This is a genomic window from Oryzobacter faecalis (assembly GCF_046764005.1).
Taxonomy (GTDB): Bacteria; Actinomycetota; Actinomycetes; order Actinomycetales; family Dermatophilaceae; genus Oryzobacter; species Oryzobacter faecalis.
The window spans coordinates 54,316-71,790 of record NZ_JBKOFW010000004.1; the positions used below are offsets into that span (position 1 = coordinate 54,316).

Consider the following 17,475-nt stretch of genomic DNA (forward strand, 5'->3'; position numbering starts at 1 on the left):
TGGCCCCGCCCCCGTGGCCCAACTGGCAGAGGCAGGCGCCTTAAAAGCGCTCCAGGTGCGGGTTCGAGACCCGTCGGGGGCACGGAGTGCACCCAACGGCACCCGAGGGGGGTCCCGCGTGTCGACAGGGCACCCACAGGGAGCGCACAGCGGGAACACCGCAGCACGGCCGCACGTCTAGTCTGGTGACACGTGCGGTGGACCCACCGCCCAGACCCCACGGAGGGAACAGTGGCCAGCAACCCGGCCTTCAACCGCCTCGATAAGGATGCGCAGTCCGGCTACGCCGGCTTCCGCTCCGACGGCCAGGCGATGTCCGCGTCGTCCGCGACGCAGGACTCGATGTCGGCGCAGCAGCTCCAGGAGATGTACCAGCGCGAGTCCGCCGGCCCGGTGCAGACCGACCGCGTGACGATGGACGACGTCGTCATGAAGACCCTGGGCCTGTTCGCCCTCGTCCTCGTCCTCGGCGCCGTCGGCTGGGGTGCCGCGGCCCTGAACCCGGGGCTGGGTTTCATGCTGCTCCTCGGCGGCATGGTCGGCACCCTCGTCCTCGGCCTCGTCATCGCGTTCAAGAAGACCCTCAGCGTCCCGCTGATCGTCGGCTACGCCGTCCTCGAGGGTCTGTTCGTCGGTGCGGTCAGCCAGGTGTTCGAGCGGATGTACCCCGGGGTCGTCGCCACGGCGGTCATGGCCACGGTGTCGACCTTCGCGGGCATGTTCCTCGCCTACCGCTTCGGCCTCATCAAGGTCTCGGCCAAGTTCCGCCGGATCATGACGATGATGATCTTCGGCTACGCCATCTTCGCCGTCGTCAACGTCATCTTCGCGTTCGCCACGAACACCCCGTTCGGCATCGGCGGCACCGGGATGCTCGGCATCGGCATCTCGATCTTCGCGGTCGGGCTGGCGTCCTTCTCCCTGGCCCTCGACTTCGACGCGATCGAGTACGCGATCCGCACGGGCGCACCCCAGAAGTACTCGTGGCTCCTCGCGCACGGCCTCATCGTCACGGTCGTGTGGCTGTACATCGAGTTCCTCCGCCTGTTCGCCCGCATGCGCGAGTGAGCGAGCAGCACACCGTCGACACCGCCGGGGCAGGTCGACCTGTCCCGGCGGCGTCGTCTGCGGACCCGGCCCGGCCCGACGTCCTCCCCGAGGACGCGCGCCGCGAGCTCGACCGCCTCCGCGCCCGGTGGGCGCAGCTGCCCCTCGACCGCGCCGAGCCGGCCGCCCCGCGCGTGCGGGCGCTCGTCGTGGACCTCGCGTCCCGGACCGCCGGCACCGCGGTACCCGACCTCGGACCGGGCCCGCTCGTCGACCAGCTGGCCGTCGTCGCCTGGGACGCGTGCGCGGCCGGCCGCGGCGACGGCATCACGCAGGCCCTGACCGAGCTGCGCCGCGCCCTCCCCTGACACCCGGAGTCGTGTGTGCTCAGGTGGCCGCCATGGCGGCCACCTGAGCACACACGCTCGGTGGTGCAGGGTCAGGTGAGGCGCTCGACGACGATCGCCATCCCCTGGCCACCGCCGACGCACATCGTCTCGAGGCCGTAGCGGCCGTCGCGCGCCTCGAGGCCGTTGAGCAGGGTCGTCATGATCCGCGTGCCGGTCGACCCGAACGGGTGGCCCAGGGCGATGGCGCCGCCATGGACGTTGAGCTTCTCGGGGTCCATGCCGAGGTCGTCGGCGCTCGGCAGCACCTGCGCGGCGAAGGCTTCGTTGATCTCGTAGAGGTCGATGTCCTCGATCGTCAGGCCCGCGCGGGCCAGGGCCTGCCGCGACGCCTCGACCGGCCCGAGGCCCATGATCTCGGGGGAGAGGGCCGACACTCCGGTGGAGACGATCCGGGCGAGGGGGGTCAGCCCCAGCGACTCGGCCCGGGCGTCGCTCATGACGACGACACCGGACGCGCCGTCGTTGAGCGGGCAGCAGTTGCCCGCCGTGATCGTGCCGTCGGCGCGGAACACCGGCTGCAGCCCGGCGACCGCCTCGAACGTCACACCGGCACGGGGCCCGTCGTCGGTGGACACGACAGACCCGTCGGCCAGCGTCACCGGGAGGATCTCGCGGGCGAAGAACCCGTCGGCGATGGCCTTCTCGGCCCGGTTCTGGCTCGTGACGCCCCACTCGTCCTGGCGCTGCCGCGAGACGCCGCGCACCGTGGCGACGTTCTCGGCGGTCTGCCCCATCGCCAGGTACACGTCGGGCAGGAGCCCCTCCTGTCGCGGGTCGGTCCAGACCGCGTTCGTCGCGGCGATCTCGGCCGAGCGGGCAGCCGCGTCGGCGAACACCGGGTTCTGGGTGTCGCCCTCGCTGCCGCCGGCGCCGCTGAAGCTCGTGTACTGCGAGACGCACTCGACGCCGCCGACGACGAACGTGTCGCCCTCGCCGGCCCTGATGGCGTGGAAGGCCATCCGCATGGTCTGCGTCGAGCTGGCGCAGAAGCGGTTGACCGTCGCGGCCGGCAGCCCGTCCAGCCCGGCGAGGACGGCGATGACGCGCGCCATGTTCGAGCCGTGCCTGCCCGACGGCTCGGCGCACCCCCAGTAGAGGTCGTCGACGGTCTCGGGGTCCAGGCCGGGGAGCTTGTCGAGCAGGCCCCGGACCACCTGCACCGACAGGTCGTCGGGCCGCACGTCCTTGAGCGAGCCCTTGAACGCACGTCCGATGGGGGTGCGGGCGGTGGCGACGATGACGGCCTCGGGCACGGGGTTCCTCCTCGGTCGGGGGCGGCGCGACGACCCTCCGGGTCGCTGAGCGCTCGCTCACTGGCGCCCCCACCATAGGTCGCGGAGCGCGCGCCCACACCGGCCCGGCGGTGTGGGCTCGGTCTCGCCGGCCCGCTTCGCCGCAGGGGGTGTGCTCGGCGCCCATCAGGGACAGGATGGCCTCATGGACACCATGCGCAGCCGGGCTTCGTCAGGGTCGCCGTACGAGGGGAGCGTGGGGTTCTCCCGCGCGGTCCGCGTCGGCCAGCACATCGCGGTCTCCGGCACCGCCCCGATCAACGCCGACGGGCACGTCTCCCGCGACCCAGCGCAGCAGGCGCGCCGGTGCTGGGAGATCGCCCTCGGTGCCCTCGCCGAGCTCGGCGGGACCCCCGAGGACGTCATCCGCACCCGCCACTACATCACCGACAACGACGACATCGATGCCGTCTCGACGGTGCACGGTGAGATCTTCGGGGCGATCCGTCCCGCGAGCACCATGGTGCGGGTGGCGGGGCTGGTCGACGACCGGTGGCGGGTGGAGGTCGAGCTCGAGGCGATCGTCACGTCCGGTTGAGACCGGCCCGGGGCCTCGCCCCGGGCCGTCGTCGTTGGTGGGCGCTGCGCCGACCGCCGCCGACGGCGGACCTCACGCGTCGACGCCGCCCGGTGCCGCCGCGTCGGTGGACCGCGGCGGTGCGCCGGCCTCGGCCTCCCCCAGCGCCCTGACGACGTCGTCGGGCCGGCGGTGCAGGAGGACGGCCCAGCGGCCGCGCGGCCCGCGCAGCTGCCCGGCGATCGCCGTGGGGGCGACCTCGGCACCGGCCTCGCGGACGGCCTGGCCCGCCGCGACGGCCACGGGCCCCACGCCCTCGCCACGCCTCGGCTCGGGAGGACGGTCCGAGGTGTCGGCGCCCCAGACCCCGAGGGCCGCGCAGACACTGGGGAGGAGGGCCGCGGCGGCCCGCGCGTAGCCGGCGGCCGAGGGGTGGAACCGGTCCCTGCTGAACATCTCGTGCGGGGAGCGGGCGAACTCGGGTCCGAGGAGGTCGCCGAGGGAGACGGTGCGGCCACCGGCCTCGACGACCGCCACGGTCTGGGCGGCCGCGAGGTCACGGGACCAGCGCTTGAGGAGGGACCGCAGCGGCTGGCGGATGGGGAGGATGGTGCCGAGGTCTGGGCAGGTGCCGACGACGACCTCGCTGCCGAGGGCCCGCGCCCGGCGGACGACCTGCTCGAGGGAGCGCACCGACGCGGAGCGCTCGATCCGGTGGGTGACGTCGTTGGCCCCGACCATGACGAGGACGACGTGGGGGCGCATGACGTCCTCGAGGGCGCTCGCCAGCTGGCGCTCGAGGTCGCTGGACTCCGCGCCGACGACGGCCCGGTTGGTCAGCCGCACGGGGCGCCCGGTGAGCGCGGCGACCCCGTGGGCCACGATGGCGCCGACGGTCTCGTTCGCGTGCTCGACGCCCATCCCGGCGGCCGAGCTGTCGCCGAGGACCACGATCTCGAACGGCTCACCGGGCCCGGCGCCGTAGACGCCGTCGTCGTCGGGGGAGTCGTCGAACGGGGTGCCGATGATCCTGCGCGCCAGGGCGGCCTCGGCCGTGATGATGCCCCACCCGGCCGCACCGAGGGCCGCACCGGCAGCCGCCAGCCCGCCGCCGCCGTAGGCAGCGGTGGCCGCGATCCTGCGGGCTCGACGAGCGCGTCCCATGGTGCTCGGGCTCCTCTCCGGGGTCCTTCACGGTAACGCCAGGCACCGACGACCCGTTCCGGTTCGGGCGAAGCGGCCTACGGTGGCCTGCATGGACGTGACGGCGGGTGCGACGGGGCGGGTCGAGCACACGGTCGGCGACGGCGACACCGCCGCCGCGCTCGGTTCGGGCGACCTCCCCGTCCTCGGGACGCCCCGGCTGCTCGCGTGGTGCGAGGCGGCGACCTGTGCCGCCCTCGCTGCCGGGCTGGCCGAGGGCGAGACCAGCGTGGGCGTGCGGGTGGCCGTCGAGCACCTGGCCGCGAGCACGGTCGGCGAGGCGGTGGTCGCGACGGCGACGGTGGCCGAGGTCGACGGCCGGCGGGTCGCCCTCGACGTCGAGGCGCGGGACGGGGCGGGTCTGGTCCTCGCGCGCGGTCGGGTCGAGCGGGTCGTCGTGGACGCGGCGCGCTTCCTCGCCCGGCTCCGCCGACCGTAGGAAGGGCGGTCGGGGCCTGCCGGTCCGCCCCGGCGGAGGGGGTCCTCGCGCCGTGACAGGATGGGCCGCGTGAAGTACGCGGAGCACATCGCCGACCTCGTCGGGAACACCCCCCTCGTCAGGCTGAACTCGGTCACCGACGGCATCGCCGCCACGGTCCTGGCCAAGGTCGAGTACATGAACCCCGGCGGGTCGGTGAAGGACCGTATCGCGCTGAAGATGGTCGAGGCCGCCGAGCAGTCCGGAGAGCTGAAGCCGGGCGGCGTCATCGTCGAACCGACCTCGGGCAACACCGGCGTCGGCCTCGCCATCGTGGCCCAGCGCAAGGGCTACTCCTGCATCTTCGTCTGCCCCGACAAGGTCTCCGAGGACAAGCGCAACGTCCTCAAGGCCTACGGGGCCGAGGTCGTCGTGTGCCCGACCGCCGTCGAGCCCGACCACCCGGACTCCTACTACTCCACCTCCGACCGGCTCGTCCGCGAGACGCCCGGCGCGTGGAAGCCCGACCAGTACTCGAACCCCAACGGCCCGCTCTCGCACTACGAGACGACCGGTCCCGAGATCTGGTCCGACACCGACGGCCGGGTCACCCACTTCGTCACCGGGGCCGGCACCGGCGGCACCATCTCGGGCGCCGGGCGCTACCTGCGTGAGGTGTCCGCCGACCGTGAGGGCGGGCGCGTGCAGGTCGTCGCCGCCGACCCCGAGGGCTCGGTCTACAGCGGCGGCACCGGACGGCCCTACCTCGTCGAGGGCGTCGGCGAGGACTTCTGGCCCTCCGCGTACGACCCGGACCAGGTCGACAGCGTCGAGGCGGTCAGCGACGCCGACTCCTTCGAGATGACCCGCCGCCTCGCCCGCGAGGAGGGCCTGCTCGTCGGCGGGTCGTGCGGGATGGCGGTCGTCGCGGCACTGCGCGTGGCGAGGGACCTCCCCGCGGACGCGGTCGTCGTCGTCCTCCTGCCCGACTCCGGTCGCGGCTACCTGTCGAAGATCTTCAACGACGAGTGGATGCGGTCGTACGGCTTCCTGCACAGCGCGGCCCAGACCACCGTCGGCGACGTCCTCCACGCCAAGGCCGGCGACATCCCCGCCCTCGTCCACACCCACCCGAGCGAGACCCTGCGCGACGCCATCGAGATCCTGCGCGAGTACGGCGTCTCGCAGATGCCGGTCGTCAAGGCCGAGCCGCCGGTGATGTCCGGCGAGGTCGCCGGTGCGGTGTCCGAGCGCGACCTCCTCGAGGCGCTGTTCACCGGGAAGGCGCACCTCGCCGACTCGGTGGCCGAGCACATGAGCACGGGCCTGCCCCTCGTCGGCGCCGGCGAGCCGGTCGCGACCGCCAGGCACGAGCTCGAGCACTCCGACGCGGTGCTCGTCATCGAGGACGGCAAGCCGGTCGGCGTCCTCACCCGCGCCGACCTCCTCGCCTTCCTCGCCGACTGACCGACGGTCGCCCGGGCGCGGGCGACCCACCGACAGGACATCGCGCGGCATACGCCGGTGTTGACGGCCGGCCCGCCTGGTTCGGGGCCGCGGCACGACCCGGCAAGGGCACGGCCTCCTCGACGACCCGGTACGACAACCGCACCTGGTACGTCTGGAACAACACCGGCGATACGGCTTACCTCAAGAACGCCGCGGGACCACCGTGCACACCTGCTCGTGGAGCGGCGGCGGCAGCGCGAAGACCTGCTGACCGGACGCCCCCACCTCGGTCGAGGTGAAACCCGACCGTGTCGAGGTCTCCTCTCACCTCGAACCAGGTCCGCGGGTGACACTGGGGGCATGGAGCGGCCGCGGTTCGAGACCCCGGTGGAGCGCGCGATCCGGGAGGCGCAGGAGCGCGGCGAGTTCGACGACCTCCCCGGCGCGGGGCGGCCGCTCGACCTCGGCGACCCCGACGACCCGCTGTGGTGGGTCCGCAGGAAGCTCGCGGCCGAGGGCCTCGACCTCTCCGCCGTCGTCCCGGCCGCGGTCGCCCTGCGCAAGGAGGCGGCCGGCTTCCCGGAGTCGCTCGTCGAGCTGCGCACCGAGCTCTCCGTCCGGGAGGTGCTCGACGACTACAACCGCCGGGTCCGCCGCGACCGGCTGCGACCGCCGGAGCGCGGGATGCCGCAGCTCCTCGCGCCGACCGTCGACGTCGAGGAGATGGTCGTGCGGTGGCGCGCGCTGCGAGCAGCCTCACAGCCCGCCGAGGTTGACCCGCCGGTAACCAGCGGCGAGGCTCGTCAGCGGCGTCGCTGGTGGCGCCGCCGGCGCTGACCCGCCGGGCCACGACCCGAGGAGCGACCGGCGGCCGATGAGCGACTTCCCCCACCTGCTCGCACCGCTCGACCTCGGGCACGTCACCCTCCCGAACCGGGTCCTCATGGGCTCGATGCACGTCGGCCTCGAGGACCGCGCCCGCGACCTGCCCAAGCTCGCCGCCTACCTCGCCGAACGGGTGCGCGGGGGCGTGGGGCTGGTCGTCACCGGCGGGTTCGCACCGAACCTCGAGGGGCAGCTGTACCCGATGGCGTCCAAGCTGACGACGCGTCGCGAGGCCCGGCACCACCGGGTCGTCACCGACGCCGTGCACGAGGCCGGGGGGCTGGTGGCCCTGCAGCTGCTCCACGCCGGGCGCTACGCGTTCACGCCGTGGTGCGTCGCGCCCTCGCCGCTCAAGAGCCCGATCAGCAGGTTCGCCCCGCGTGCCCTGTCCGACCGAGGCGTGCTGCGGCAGGTCCGGGCGTTCGCCCGCGCTGCCCGCCTGGCCCAGCGGGCCGGGTACGACGGGGTCGAGGTCATGGGGTCCGAGGGCTACCTGATCAACCAGTTCCTCGCCCCACGCACGAACCACCGCACCGACCGGTGGGGTGGCAGCCCCGAGAACCGCCGCCGTCTCGCGGTCGAGGTCGTCCGGGCGGTCCGTGAGGCCGTCGGACCCGACTTCCTCCTCGTCTACCGGATCTCGGTGCTCGACCTGGTCGAGGACGGACAGACCTGGGACGAGGTCGTCGCGCTGGCCCGCGAGGTCGAGGCCGCGGGGGCGAGCATCCTCAACCTCGGGATCGGCTGGCACGAGGCCCGGGTGCCCACGATCGTCACCTCGGTGCCACGCGCGGCGTTCGCGGGGATGGCCGGCCGGCTCAAGGAGCACGTCGGCGTCCCGGTCGTCGCCACGAACCGGATCAACCTGCCGCACGTCGCCGAGGAGGTCCTCGCCGGTGGCGGGGCCGACCTCGTCTCGCTCGCCCGGCCCTTCCTCGCCGACCCGGAGTGGGTCAACAAGGCCGCGGCCGGCCGCGCCGACGAGATCAACGTCTGCATCGCGTGCAACCAGGCCTGTCTCGACCACACCTTCGTCAAGAAGCGGGCCTCGTGCATGGTCAACCCCCGGGCGGCCCACGAGACCGAGCTCGTCATCTCACCGACCCGCACGGCCAAGCGGGTGGCGGTCGTCGGGGCCGGTCCGGCCGGGCTCGCGGCGGCGACCACCCTCGCCGAGCGCGGCCACCGGGTCGACCTCCACGAGGCGCGTGACCACGTCGGCGGCCAGTTCGACATCGCGATGCGGATCCCGGGCAAGGAGGAGTTCGCCGAGACCATCCGGTGGTTCACGAAGCGCCTCGAGACGACGGGGGTCACGGTCCACCTCGGCTCCCGGGTCACGGCCGAGGACCTCGTGGCGTCCGGGGTCGACGAGGTCGTCCTCGCCACGGGCGTCGAGCCGAGGGTGCCCGACATCCCGGGGGTCGACCACCCGTCCGTCGTCACCTACGCCGAGCTCGTCCGCGGCGAGAAGGTGGCCGGTGAGCGGGTGGCCGTGATCGGCGCCGGGGGGATCGGCGTCGACGTCAGTGAGTTCCTGACGACGACGCACTCACCGACCCTCGATGTCGACGCGTGGCGCGAGGAGTGGGGCGTCACCGACCCGGCCGTCGTGCGGGGCGGGGTGACCACGCCCCGACCGGGGAGGAGCCCGCGCCAGGTCGTGCTCCTCCAGCGGAAGACGACGTCGATCGGCAAGGGGCTCGGGAGGACGACCGGCTGGGTCCACCGCGCCGCGCTGCGCGCCAAGGGCGTCGAGCTCGTCACCGGGGTCGCCGAGTACGTGCGGGTCGACGACGACGGGCTGCACGTGCGGCTCGGCGAGGACGGATCGCAGCTGCGGACCTTCGCCGTCGACACCGTCGTGCTGTGCGCGGGCCAGGAGTCGGTGCGAGACCTCGTCGACGACCTCGCCGCCCGAGGCCTGCCGACCCACGTCATCGGGGGCGCGGACGTGGCGGCCGAGCTCGACGCCAAGCGCGCGATCAGGCAGGGGACCGAGCTGGCCGCCGCCCTCTGACCCGGGCCGCCGTGCGTTCTCCGGCCCGAGGGGGCCGTTGCGCAGAGCGTGCGCCGCGGCTTCGGAATCGGTGGTGGGTCAGGACGCGGCCGAGGGCGGCACGACGTCGGTCTGCGCGGGCAGGTTGGCGACGCCGACCGGGCAGGTGAGCCCGTTCGGCCCGTGGTTGCAGTAGCCGCCGGGGTTCTTGTCGAGGTACTGCTGGTGGTAGTCCTCGGCGTACCAGAACGGCCCTGCCTGCTCGGCCGACGCGAGGGTCGTCGTGATGTCGCCCCGTCCGGCCTCGTGGAGCACGCGCTGGAAGGCGTCCTTCGTCGCGCGCGCCGCGGCCTCCTGGGCCGGCGTCGTCCAGAAGATCGCGGAGCGGTACGCCGTGCCGAGGTCGTTGCCCTGGCGGTTGCCCTGGGTGGGGTCGTGGTTCTCCCAGAAGGCCTTGAGCAGCAGCTCGGGGGAGGTGGCCGCAGGGTCGTACGCGACGAGCACGGTCTCGGCGTGGCCGGTGCGCCCGGTGCACGTCTCCTCGTACGTCGGGTTCGGGGTGTACCCCCCCATGTAGCCGGCGGCGGTCGTCACGACCCCGGGCAGCCTCCAGAAGATCCGCTCGGCACCCCAGAAGCAGCCCATGGCCACGTGGAGCACCTCGGTGCCCTCGGGCCAGGGCCCCTCGAGCGGGGTTCCGAGGACCTCATGGGTCGTCGGAACAGTAAAGGAACGGTCAGGACGGCCCGGAAGGGCCTCCTCGCGCGTCGGCAACGTCATCTTGGCACGGGAACCGAAGATCATGCTCGCTCCAACCATCGTACTCGTCTGGGTATTCCTGCTTGAACTCATGGATCCGTAGGTAGAAGAACGGTCAATAGTCAACCGTTCGTCTAGTGGAGGTCATTCAAAGGTCTGAGATTCGTAAAGAAACAGTAAAGAACGAGGCGTATTTCTTTACCTTCGTCTTACCCACAGGACGCGGCAGGGGCGGGACGTGGGACCTCGACCGAAGGACGAACCGATGCCCACCGCAGTCTCCCGCCGCCGCCTCGTCGCCGCCACCGCATGGTCGGTCCCGGTCATCCTCGTGGGCCGGCCGGCGGCCGCCGCCAGCTGCTCCAGCGCACCCACGGTCACCGTCGTGCCGACGCTCGGTGTCTCGAGCTCCATCCAGACCAAGACCGTCAACGGCCACACCATCGGCACCTTCTCGTACGCGGTCTCGAACGCGGGGACGACCTCGATCCCGGCGGGGACGACGTACACGATCGTCTTCGCGGTCACCAAGGCGCCGGGCAACGCCGGCAAGAACCTCGAAGTCTCCCCGCGCACCATCGCCGGCCTGGGCCTCAGCAGGACCTCGCCGGTCTCGATGAACCCCGACGGCCCGCCGAAGGGCGAGCAGACCTTCTCGGTGACCCTCACCCTCACCGCGGCCGTCGCGCCGGGTGGGACCCGCACCCAGGTCTGGGACATCGACTCCGAGACCGGCGTCGGGGCCACCCACCTGACGATGAGCGCCGCGCTCGCCGGCTACGGCAGCAGCCAGTGCTCCAGCACGGGAGCCGGGGGCCAGACGACCGAGACGGGGCAGTGGGGCTCGTCGGTCTAGGCCGACCACGAACTTCCGACGAGACCGGCGCCGGGGGCCGGCCTCCTCGGACAGCAGGGGAACCGCACGACAGCACGACAGCAGCACTGCAGCACTGCAGCACTGCAGCACAGCACGACCGCGGAGACCGGCGCTGGGGGCCGGCCTTCGCGGAGCGACCCGAACGGGACGACCGAAGGGACCGGCGCTGGGGGCCGGCCTCTCCGGGCGGACCGCAGGGACGCAGCACGACAGCAGCACCGCTGCACACCAGCAGCACGCACGACCGCGGAGACCGGCGCTGGGGGCCGGCCTTCGCGGAGCAGGACACCGCAAGGACTGCCGACACCACGAGACCGGCGCCGGGGGCCGGCCTCGCGGGGTCCGGACGGACAGGGGCGGGGTGGACGGGCGACAGGGGCCCGGCCACCCCGCCCCGCTGGGCCGGGGCGGGGCGGACGGGCCACGGGCCCGCTCGCCCCGCTCGGTGCGACCGGGCCTACGCTCGGGGGATGACGACCGACCGACTCGGCTTCTCGTCCCTGGCCATCCACGCCGGGCAGGAGCCCGACCCCACGACCGGAGCGGTCGTGCCACCGATCCACCAGGTGAGCACCTACAAGCAGGACGGCATCGGGGGCCTGCGCGGCGGGTACGAGTACAGCCGCTCCGCCAACCCGACGCGCACCGCCCTCGAGGAGTGCATCGCCGCGCTCGAGGGGGGCGAGCGCGGTTTCGCCTTCGCCAGCGGCCTCGCCGGCGAGGACACCGTGCTCCGGGCCCTCCTCGCGCCCGGCGACCACGTCGTCGTCCCGTCCGACGCCTACGGCGGCACGTACCGCCTGTTCAACATGGTCGCGAAGCCGTGGGGGGTCGAGCACTCGGTGGCCGCCGTCGCCGACGTCGAGTCGGTGCGCGCCGCGCTGCGCCCCGGGACCCGGATGGTCTGGGTCGAGACGCCCACGAACCCGCTCCTCGGCATCGCCGACATCGAGGCGATCGCCGAGCTCACCCACGAGGCCGGCGCCCTCCTCGTCGTCGACAACACCTTCGCCTCCCCGTACCTGCAGCAGCCGATCGCGCTGGGCGCCGACGTCGTCGTCCACTCGACGACGAAGTACGCGGGTGGCCACAGCGACGTCGTCGGTGGTGCCGTCGTCGTCGCGCCCGGTGCCACGACCCGCGACGGCGCCTCGGTCTCGGAGCGGATCGGCTACCACCAGAACGCGATGGGTGCGGTGGCCGGCCCCTTCGACGCCTGGCTGGTCCTGCGCGGCCTGAAGACCCTCGCGGTCCGGATGGAGCGGCACTGCGACAACGCCGAGGCCGTCGTCGACTTCCTCACCGCCCACCCGGGGGTCACCGCGGTCCACTACCCCGGCCTGCCCGACCACCCCAACCACGAGGTCGCCGCGCGCCAGATGAGGCGGTTCGGCGGCATGGTCGCCTTCCGCGTCAAGGGCGGCGAGGACGTCGCCACGAAGGTCTGCGCCGAGACCCAGCTGTGGATCCTCGGGGAGTCCCTCGGCGGGGTCGAGTCGCTCATCGAGCACCCGGGCCTGATGACGCACGCGTCCGTCGCCGGCACCGAGCTCGAGGTGCCGGGCGACCTCATCCGGCTGTCCGTCGGCATCGAGGACGCCGAGGACCTCGTCGCCGACCTGCGCCAGGCGCTCGACCGGCTCACCTGACGCCGGTGCCGCTCGTCCTCTGCGTCGACGTGGGGTCGACGTTCACCAAGGGCGTCCTCGTCGACGCTTCCTCGGGCGCGGTGGTCGCGACGGCGAGCCACCCGACGACCGTCGCCACCGACGTCATGGACGGGGTCGACGCCGTCCGGGCGGCCCTGGCGGGCCACGGCGAGCCGGGCGACGTCCTCGTCTGCTCGAGCGCGGGGGGCGGGCTGCGGCTCGCCGTCGTCGGGTACGAGCGCGCGGTCACGGCGGAGGCCGGCCACCGGGTCGGCCTGTCCGCGGGAGCCCGCGTCGTCCACGTGGCGGCCGGCCCGATGACGGGTTCCGACGTCGCCGCGCTGCGTGCCGCACGGCCCGACCTCGTCCTCCTCGTCGGCGGGACCGACGGCGGGAACGCCGACGTCCTCCTCCACAACGCCGCCCGCCTCTCGAGGGCGCGGCTGGCCGCCCCGGTCGTCGTCGCCGGCAACGCGGACGCCGCCCCCGAGGTGGCCGCGACCCTCGCGGCGAGCGGCCGGCGGTTCGTCGTCACCGACAACGTCCTGCCGCGCATCGGCGTCGTCGCCCCGGAGGCGGCGCGCGCCGCCATCCGCGAGGTCTTCCTCACCCACGTCATCGGCGGGAAGGGGCTCTCGCGCGGCCGCGGGTTCGCCGAGCTCGTGCGCGCGGCGACCCCGGACGCGGTGCTGCGCGGGGTCGAGGTCGTCGCCGAGGTCGCCGGCGGGGACCTGCTCGTCGTCGACGTCGGCGGCGCGACGACCGACGTCTACTCGGTGCTCACCCCGCAGGGCGAGGACGCGACGATCCACCGCGACGTCGTCGGCACCCTGTGGCACGCGCGCACGGTCGAGGCCGACCTCGGGATGAGGTGGAGCGCCCAGGGCGTCGTCGAGGCCGCGGGGCGCGAGCGGCTGGAGGTGTCGGCGGCCACCGTGGCCCACGCGGCGGCGTCCGTCGCCGACCCCGGGCGGCTGGCGGTCGGCCCCGGGGACTGGGAGGCGGAGGAGGAGGTCGCCGGGCTCGCCGCCGTCGTGGCGGCCCGGCGGCACGGGCGGCCCCCGCACCCATCGCAGCGACCGCGGCCGCTCGCCGACGTCGTCCTCGTCGTGGGCTCGGGCGGGGTGCTGCGGCATGCCCCGGACGGGGTGGCCGGCCGCGTCCTGTCGCGGGTCGTCACCGACCACGGGGGTGGCTGGCGGGTTCCCGAGGACCCCCGGCTCCGGGTCGACGCGGTGTACGTCCTGTTCGCGGTGGGGCTGCTCGCCGACGCGCACCCGGGGGCCGCGAGGGCCCTCGCCCGCACGCTCGTCACGGGCGCCCCGAAATCGGTGTGACGCCTGTCGGTGGCGGCACCTAGCGTGTCCCCATGACCGCACCAGCCATCGAGGCCGTCGACCTCGTCAAGACCTTCGGCGACTTCACCGCCGTCGACGGCGTCAGCTTCTCCGTGCCCGAGGGCTCGGTCTTCTCGATGCTCGGCCCCAACGGCGCCGGCAAGACGACGACCGTGCGGATGATGACGACGCTCTCGATCCCGACGTCGGGCACCGCACGGGTGGCCGGCTTCGACGTCGTCGCCGATGCCGACGCGGTGCGGCACCGGATGGGGCTCACCGCCCAGTCCGCCACCGTCGACGAGCTCCTGACCGGGCGCGAGAACCTGCGCCTCGTCGGCGACCTGTACGGGCTGCCCAAGGCCCTGGTGAGGAAGCAGGCCGACGACCTCCTCGAGCGGTTCTCCCTCACCGAGGCCGGCTCCAAGGTCGTCAAGGACTACTCGGGCGGCATGCGGCGCCGGCTCGACCTCGCGGCGAGCCTCGTGGCCACCCCGCCGGTGCTCTTCCTCGACGAGCCGACCACCGGCCTCGACCCGCGCAGCCGCGTCGAGCTGTGGGGGGTGCTCCGCGACCTCGTCCGCGACGGCACGACCCTGTTCCTCACGACGCAGTACCTCGACGAGGCCGACCAGCTCGCCGACCGCATCGTCGTCGTCGACCACGGCAAGGTCATCGCCGACGGCACGCCGCTCGAGCTCAAGGACCAGTCGGGCCGGGCCAGCCTCGTCGTCGCGGTGAGCCGCGCCCCCGAGGTCGAGCTCGCGGCGTCGATCGTCCGCGAGGAGGTGGCCGAGGCCCACGTCGACCTCGACAGCCGGCGCATCACCGCCCCGGCCGAAGGCGTCGGCGCGCTGACCCGCATCGCCGCCCGCCTCGAGGAGGCCGGCATCGAGCTCGACGACATCGGGCTCCAGCGGCCGAGCCTCGACGACGTCTTCCTCTCCCTCACCGGCCACCGTGCCGAGGACCAGACCACCGAGCCCGAGGGCTCGCGCACCAGCGAGGTGACGGCATGACGACGACGACCAGCCCGACGACGGGTCAGGGCCGAGGTGGCGCCCGGGGGAGCCGGTTCACCCCGATGCACCCCGACGAGCGCGGCGCCGGTCCGGTGCGGCAGGTCTGGGCCCTCGTGCGCCGCAACCTCTCGCACATCAAGCGCCAGCCCGAGATGCTCACCGACGTGACGATCCAGCCGGTCATGTTCGTCCTGCTCTTCGCCTTCGTCTTCGGCGGGTCGATCACCGTCCCCGGTGTCGACTACAAGGAGTGGCTGCTCCCCGGGATCATGGCGCAGACGATGACCTTCAGCGCCTTCATCGTCGCCGTCGGCCTCACGTCCGACATCGGCAAGGGGATCGTCGACCGGTTCAGGTCGCTGCCCATCGGGCGGTCCTCGGTCGTCGTCGCCCGCAGCATCTCGAGCATCCTGCACTCGCTGATCGGCATCGTCGTCATGTCGGTCACCGGCCTGTTCATCGGCTGGGGCCTGCACGACGGGATCCTGCGGGGGCTCGCGGGCTACGGCCTGCTCGTCCTCTTCGGGTTCGCGATGATCTGGATCGGCATCCTGTGCGGCTCGGCGCTGCGGTCGGTCGAGGCGGTGCAGGGCGTCATGTTCACGACGGTCTTCCCGATCACCTTCCTGTCCAACGCCTTCGCGCGCACCGACGTCATGCCCGACTGGCTGCGCTTCCTCGCCGAGTGGAACCCGATCAGCGCCCTCGTCCAGGCGATGCGCGAGCTGTGGGGCAACGACGGCGGGTTCCCCGTGCCGGCCGACGCGGCCCTCCCGCTCCAGCACCCCGTCCTCACGACCGTCATCTGGTCGGTCGGCCTGTCGGCGGTCCTGGCCCCCCTCGCCGTCCGCGCGTTCGTGCGGCGGACCACCGACTGACCCGGGCGCCGGGCGCCCGCGTGGGTGCCGAGCGGCGCTCGCGTGGTTGCATGACCCGTGTGACCGCCGTGCGCTTCGTCGACGTCTTCTCCGACACCTCCTTCCAGGGCAACGCCCTCGCCGTCGTCCACGACGCCGACGCGTTCACCGACGAGGAGATGCTCGCCGTCGCCCGGTGGACGAACCTGTCCGAGACGACCTTCCTGTGCGCCCCCACGCGGGCCGGCGCCGACTACCGGGTGCGCATCTGGACCATCGGTGGAGAGCTGCCGTTCGCCGGACACCCCACGCTCGGCAGCGCCCACGCCTGGCTGGAGTCCGGGGGCGTCCCCGGCCGCGAGGACGTCGTCGTGCAGGAGTGCGCGGCCGGGCTCGTCGAGGTGCGGCGCGACGAGGGCCGGCTGGGCTTCGCAGCGCCGCCGCTCACCCGGTCCGGGCCGGTCGACGAGGTCGAGCTGACCCGGGTCGTCGATGCGCTCGGCCTCGAGCCGGCGGACGTCCTCGACGCGTCGTGGGTCGACAACGGCCCCGGCTGGCTCGGGCTGCTCCTGCGCTCGCCGGAGGTCGTCCTCGGTGTCGACCCCGACCCCACGAAGGCCGCGGGGATGAAGCTCGGCCTCGCCGCGGTGTACCCGCAGGGGACCCGCGACGACGGCGTCGGCCTGGAGGTCCGGGCCTTCTACGCCGACGACGCCGGCTTCGGCGAGGACCCGGTGACGGGCAGCCTCAACGCCGGGCTGGCGCAGTGGCTCGTCCCCGCCGAGCACCTCCCGTCGCGGTACGTCGCGGCACAGGGCGCCGTCGTCGGCCGACTGGGTCGGGTCCACGTCAGCGTCGAGGACGGCACGACCTGGGTGGGTGGCACGACCCGCACCCTCGTCAGCGGCGCCCTCACCCCCTGACCCGTACCGAGATCGACGTATCGGGCGATCTCGGGACGGGGGAGTGGCGGGGACGGCACGGCGACGGCCCGGCCCCCGTGACGGGGGACCGGGCCGTGTGGAGGCCGCGCGTGGTGAGGTGTCGGCTCAGCCCTGGTAGGGCGTCGTCGCGAGGACCTTGACCTCGATCTGCTTGCCGTTGGGGGCCTCGTAGGACACCGTGTCGCCGACCTTGGCGCCGTTGACGGCCGCGCCGATGGGCGACTTCTCGGAGTACACCTGCATCGTGTCGTCGGTGATCTCGCGCGAGCCGAGGAGGAAGGTCTCCTCGTCGCCGAACATGTCGACGGTGACGACCATGCCGGGCTCGACGACGCCGTCGTCGGCCGGGGTCTCGCCGATGGTGGCGGTCTCGAGGAGCTGGGTCAGCTGGCGGATGCGGGCCTCCATCTTGCCCTGCTCCTCCTTGGCGGCGTGGTAGCCACCGTTCTCCTTGAGGTCGCCCTCCTCTCGGGCCGCCTCGATCTTCTTCGCGATCTCGGTGCGACCCGGGCCGGACAGCTCTTCGAGCTCGGCCTTGAGGCGGTCGTGTGCCGCCTGGGTCAGGTAGCTCGCCTGGTTGGCGGTGTCGGTCACGTCTGTCACTCCTGGTCGGGGGGAGGCGGGGCGCCCCGGGTCGGGGCTCCGCCCCCTGCTACGTCAACGGGTCCGGGTCCGATGGCTGCCGTTGTCGGCGACGCGTGTCGGACCCAGACCCGAGGTGCGGAACGACCGAGTCTACAGGCTCCGGGCCGTTCGTCACATTCCTCGTCCACATCCGAGGACCCCGCGGGGGCGGGCCCTGCCAGCCTC

Annotated in this window: 17 protein-coding genes and 1 tRNA gene; 14 read left to right on the top strand and 4 right to left on the bottom strand. The window is 73.4% G+C overall.

Annotation, left to right across the window (positions count from 1 at the left end; all coding sequences use genetic code 11):
• The first annotated feature begins 7 nt into the window (after positions 1-7).
• The 3 genes from ACK8HX_RS09180 to ACK8HX_RS09190 all read left to right on the top strand — a co-directional run bounded on the left by ACK8HX_RS09180 (position 8) and on the right by ACK8HX_RS09190 (position 1,415).
• A tRNA-Leu gene (locus ACK8HX_RS09180) sits at positions 8-82 on the top strand.
• A 149-nt stretch (positions 83-231) separates the two neighbouring features.
• Positions 232-1,068, top strand: coding sequence for a Bax inhibitor-1/YccA family protein (locus ACK8HX_RS09185; protein WP_411940384.1), 837 nt, complete (start codon positions 232-234; stop codon positions 1,066-1,068).
• Positions 1,065-1,415, top strand: a complete 351-nt coding sequence (locus ACK8HX_RS09190) for a hypothetical protein (protein WP_411940385.1) — start codon at positions 1,065-1,067, stop codon at positions 1,413-1,415. The genes ACK8HX_RS09185 and ACK8HX_RS09190 overlap by 4 nt, the downstream gene beginning before the upstream one ends.
• A 71-nt stretch (positions 1,416-1,486) precedes the next feature.
• On the opposite strand, the gene ACK8HX_RS09195 is transcribed toward ACK8HX_RS09190, so the two are convergent.
• On the bottom strand, positions 1,487-2,710 hold the full coding sequence (locus tag ACK8HX_RS09195) for an acetyl-CoA C-acetyltransferase (RefSeq protein WP_411940386.1): 1,224 nt from the start codon (positions 2,708-2,710) through the stop codon (positions 1,487-1,489).
• A gap of 184 nt (positions 2,711-2,894) precedes the next feature.
• Here ACK8HX_RS09195 and ACK8HX_RS09200 point away from each other — a divergent pair, with 184 nt between their 5' ends.
• Entirely contained in the window at positions 2,895-3,287 is a 393-nt protein-coding gene (locus ACK8HX_RS09200) for a RidA family protein (RefSeq protein WP_411940387.1), read from the top strand.
• A gap of 72 nt (positions 3,288-3,359) precedes the next feature.
• Here the strand turns inward: ACK8HX_RS09200 and ACK8HX_RS09205 are convergent, their stop codons facing one another.
• The gene (locus ACK8HX_RS09205) at positions 3,360-4,430 is read right to left on the bottom strand and encodes an SGNH/GDSL hydrolase family protein (protein WP_411940388.1); all 1,071 of its coding nucleotides are present in this window, start codon (positions 4,428-4,430) and stop codon (positions 3,360-3,362) included.
• 91 nt (positions 4,431-4,521) lie between these two features.
• On the opposite strand from ACK8HX_RS09205, the gene ACK8HX_RS09210 reads away from it, so the two are divergent.
• The 4 genes from ACK8HX_RS09210 (at position 4,522) to ACK8HX_RS09225 (ending at position 9,241) form a co-directional block, all read left to right on the top strand.
• Entirely contained in the window at positions 4,522-4,908 is a 387-nt protein-coding gene (locus tag ACK8HX_RS09210) for a thioesterase family protein (RefSeq protein ID WP_411940389.1), read from the top strand.
• 69 nt (positions 4,909-4,977) lie between these two features.
• The gene (locus tag ACK8HX_RS09215; RefSeq protein ID WP_411940390.1) at positions 4,978-6,354 is read left to right on the top strand and encodes a cystathionine beta-synthase; all 1,377 of its coding nucleotides are present in this window, start codon (positions 4,978-4,980) and stop codon (positions 6,352-6,354) included.
• Positions 6,355-6,696: 342 nt separating this feature from the next.
• On the top strand, positions 6,697-7,173 hold the full coding sequence (locus ACK8HX_RS09220) for a DnaJ family domain-containing protein (RefSeq protein ID WP_411940391.1): 477 nt from the start codon (positions 6,697-6,699) through the stop codon (positions 7,171-7,173).
• Positions 7,174-7,210: 37 nt separating this feature from the next.
• On the top strand, positions 7,211-9,241 hold the full coding sequence (locus ACK8HX_RS09225; RefSeq protein ID WP_411940392.1) for an oxidoreductase: 2,031 nt from the start codon (positions 7,211-7,213) through the stop codon (positions 9,239-9,241).
• Between the two features lie 78 nt (positions 9,242-9,319).
• Here ACK8HX_RS09225 and msrA read toward each other — a convergent pair whose 3' ends face one another.
• Positions 9,320-10,024, bottom strand: coding sequence for a peptide-methionine (S)-S-oxide reductase MsrA (gene msrA / locus ACK8HX_RS09230; protein WP_411940393.1), 705 nt, complete (start codon positions 10,022-10,024; stop codon positions 9,320-9,322).
• A gap of 220 nt (positions 10,025-10,244) precedes the next feature.
• On the opposite strand from msrA, the gene ACK8HX_RS09235 reads away from it, so the two are divergent.
• The 6 genes from ACK8HX_RS09235 (at position 10,245) to ACK8HX_RS09260 (ending at position 16,644) form a co-directional block, all read left to right on the top strand.
• Positions 10,245-10,835, top strand: coding sequence for a hypothetical protein (locus ACK8HX_RS09235; protein ID WP_411940394.1), 591 nt, complete (start codon positions 10,245-10,247; stop codon positions 10,833-10,835).
• 491 nt (positions 10,836-11,326) lie between these two features.
• On the top strand, positions 11,327-12,505 hold the full coding sequence (locus tag ACK8HX_RS09240; protein ID WP_411940395.1) for a cystathionine gamma-synthase: 1,179 nt from the start codon (positions 11,327-11,329) through the stop codon (positions 12,503-12,505).
• Between the two features lie 5 nt (positions 12,506-12,510).
• Positions 12,511-13,842: a glutamate mutase L gene (locus tag ACK8HX_RS09245; protein ID WP_411940396.1), complete on the top strand. Its 1,332-nt coding sequence runs from the start codon at positions 12,511-12,513 to the stop codon at positions 13,840-13,842.
• A 32-nt stretch (positions 13,843-13,874) separates the two neighbouring features.
• The gene (locus ACK8HX_RS09250; protein WP_411940397.1) at positions 13,875-14,861 is read left to right on the top strand and encodes an ATP-binding cassette domain-containing protein; all 987 of its coding nucleotides are present in this window, start codon (positions 13,875-13,877) and stop codon (positions 14,859-14,861) included.
• Complete coding sequence (locus ACK8HX_RS09255) at positions 14,858-15,742, top strand: ABC transporter permease (RefSeq protein ID WP_411940398.1); 885 nt, start codon at positions 14,858-14,860, stop codon at positions 15,740-15,742. Before ACK8HX_RS09250 ends, ACK8HX_RS09255 begins: the two co-directional genes overlap by 4 nt.
• Before the next feature lie 50 nt (positions 15,743-15,792).
• The gene (locus ACK8HX_RS09260) at positions 15,793-16,644 is read left to right on the top strand and encodes a PhzF family phenazine biosynthesis protein (protein WP_411940399.1); all 852 of its coding nucleotides are present in this window, start codon (positions 15,793-15,795) and stop codon (positions 16,642-16,644) included.
• Between the two features lie 126 nt (positions 16,645-16,770).
• Here ACK8HX_RS09260 and greA read toward each other — a convergent pair whose 3' ends face one another.
• The gene (greA, locus tag ACK8HX_RS09265) at positions 16,771-17,259 is read right to left on the bottom strand and encodes a transcription elongation factor GreA (RefSeq protein WP_411940400.1); all 489 of its coding nucleotides are present in this window, start codon (positions 17,257-17,259) and stop codon (positions 16,771-16,773) included.
• Positions 17,260-17,475: the final 216 nt, after the last annotated feature.

What these genes read in the sequence shown, in the direction of transcription:
- ACK8HX_RS09260 (WP_411940399.1), top strand. Translation starts at nt 15,793, where the DNA reads ATGACCCGTGTGACCGCCGTGCGCTTCGTCGACGTCTTCTCCGACACC.
- ACK8HX_RS09205 (WP_411940388.1), bottom strand. Translation starts at nt 4,430, where the DNA reads ATGGGACGCGCTCGTCGAGCCCGCAGGATCGCGGCCACCGCTGCCTAC.
- ACK8HX_RS09235 (WP_411940394.1), top strand. Translation starts at nt 10,245, where the DNA reads ATGCCCACCGCAGTCTCCCGCCGCCGCCTCGTCGCCGCCACCGCATGG.
- ACK8HX_RS09210 (WP_411940389.1), top strand. Translation starts at nt 4,522, where the DNA reads ATGGACGTGACGGCGGGTGCGACGGGGCGGGTCGAGCACACGGTCGGC.
- ACK8HX_RS09225 (WP_411940392.1), top strand. Translation starts at nt 7,211, where the DNA reads ATGAGCGACTTCCCCCACCTGCTCGCACCGCTCGACCTCGGGCACGTC.
- msrA (WP_411940393.1), bottom strand. Translation starts at nt 10,024, where the DNA reads ATGATCTTCGGTTCCCGTGCCAAGATGACGTTGCCGACGCGCGAGGAG.
- ACK8HX_RS09250 (WP_411940397.1), top strand. Translation starts at nt 13,875, where the DNA reads ATGACCGCACCAGCCATCGAGGCCGTCGACCTCGTCAAGACCTTCGGC.
- ACK8HX_RS09200 (WP_411940387.1), top strand. Translation starts at nt 2,895, where the DNA reads ATGGACACCATGCGCAGCCGGGCTTCGTCAGGGTCGCCGTACGAGGGG.
- ACK8HX_RS09220 (WP_411940391.1), top strand. Translation starts at nt 6,697, where the DNA reads ATGGAGCGGCCGCGGTTCGAGACCCCGGTGGAGCGCGCGATCCGGGAG.
- ACK8HX_RS09240 (WP_411940395.1), top strand. Translation starts at nt 11,327, where the DNA reads ATGACGACCGACCGACTCGGCTTCTCGTCCCTGGCCATCCACGCCGGG.
- ACK8HX_RS09255 (WP_411940398.1), top strand. Translation starts at nt 14,858, where the DNA reads ATGACGACGACGACCAGCCCGACGACGGGTCAGGGCCGAGGTGGCGCC.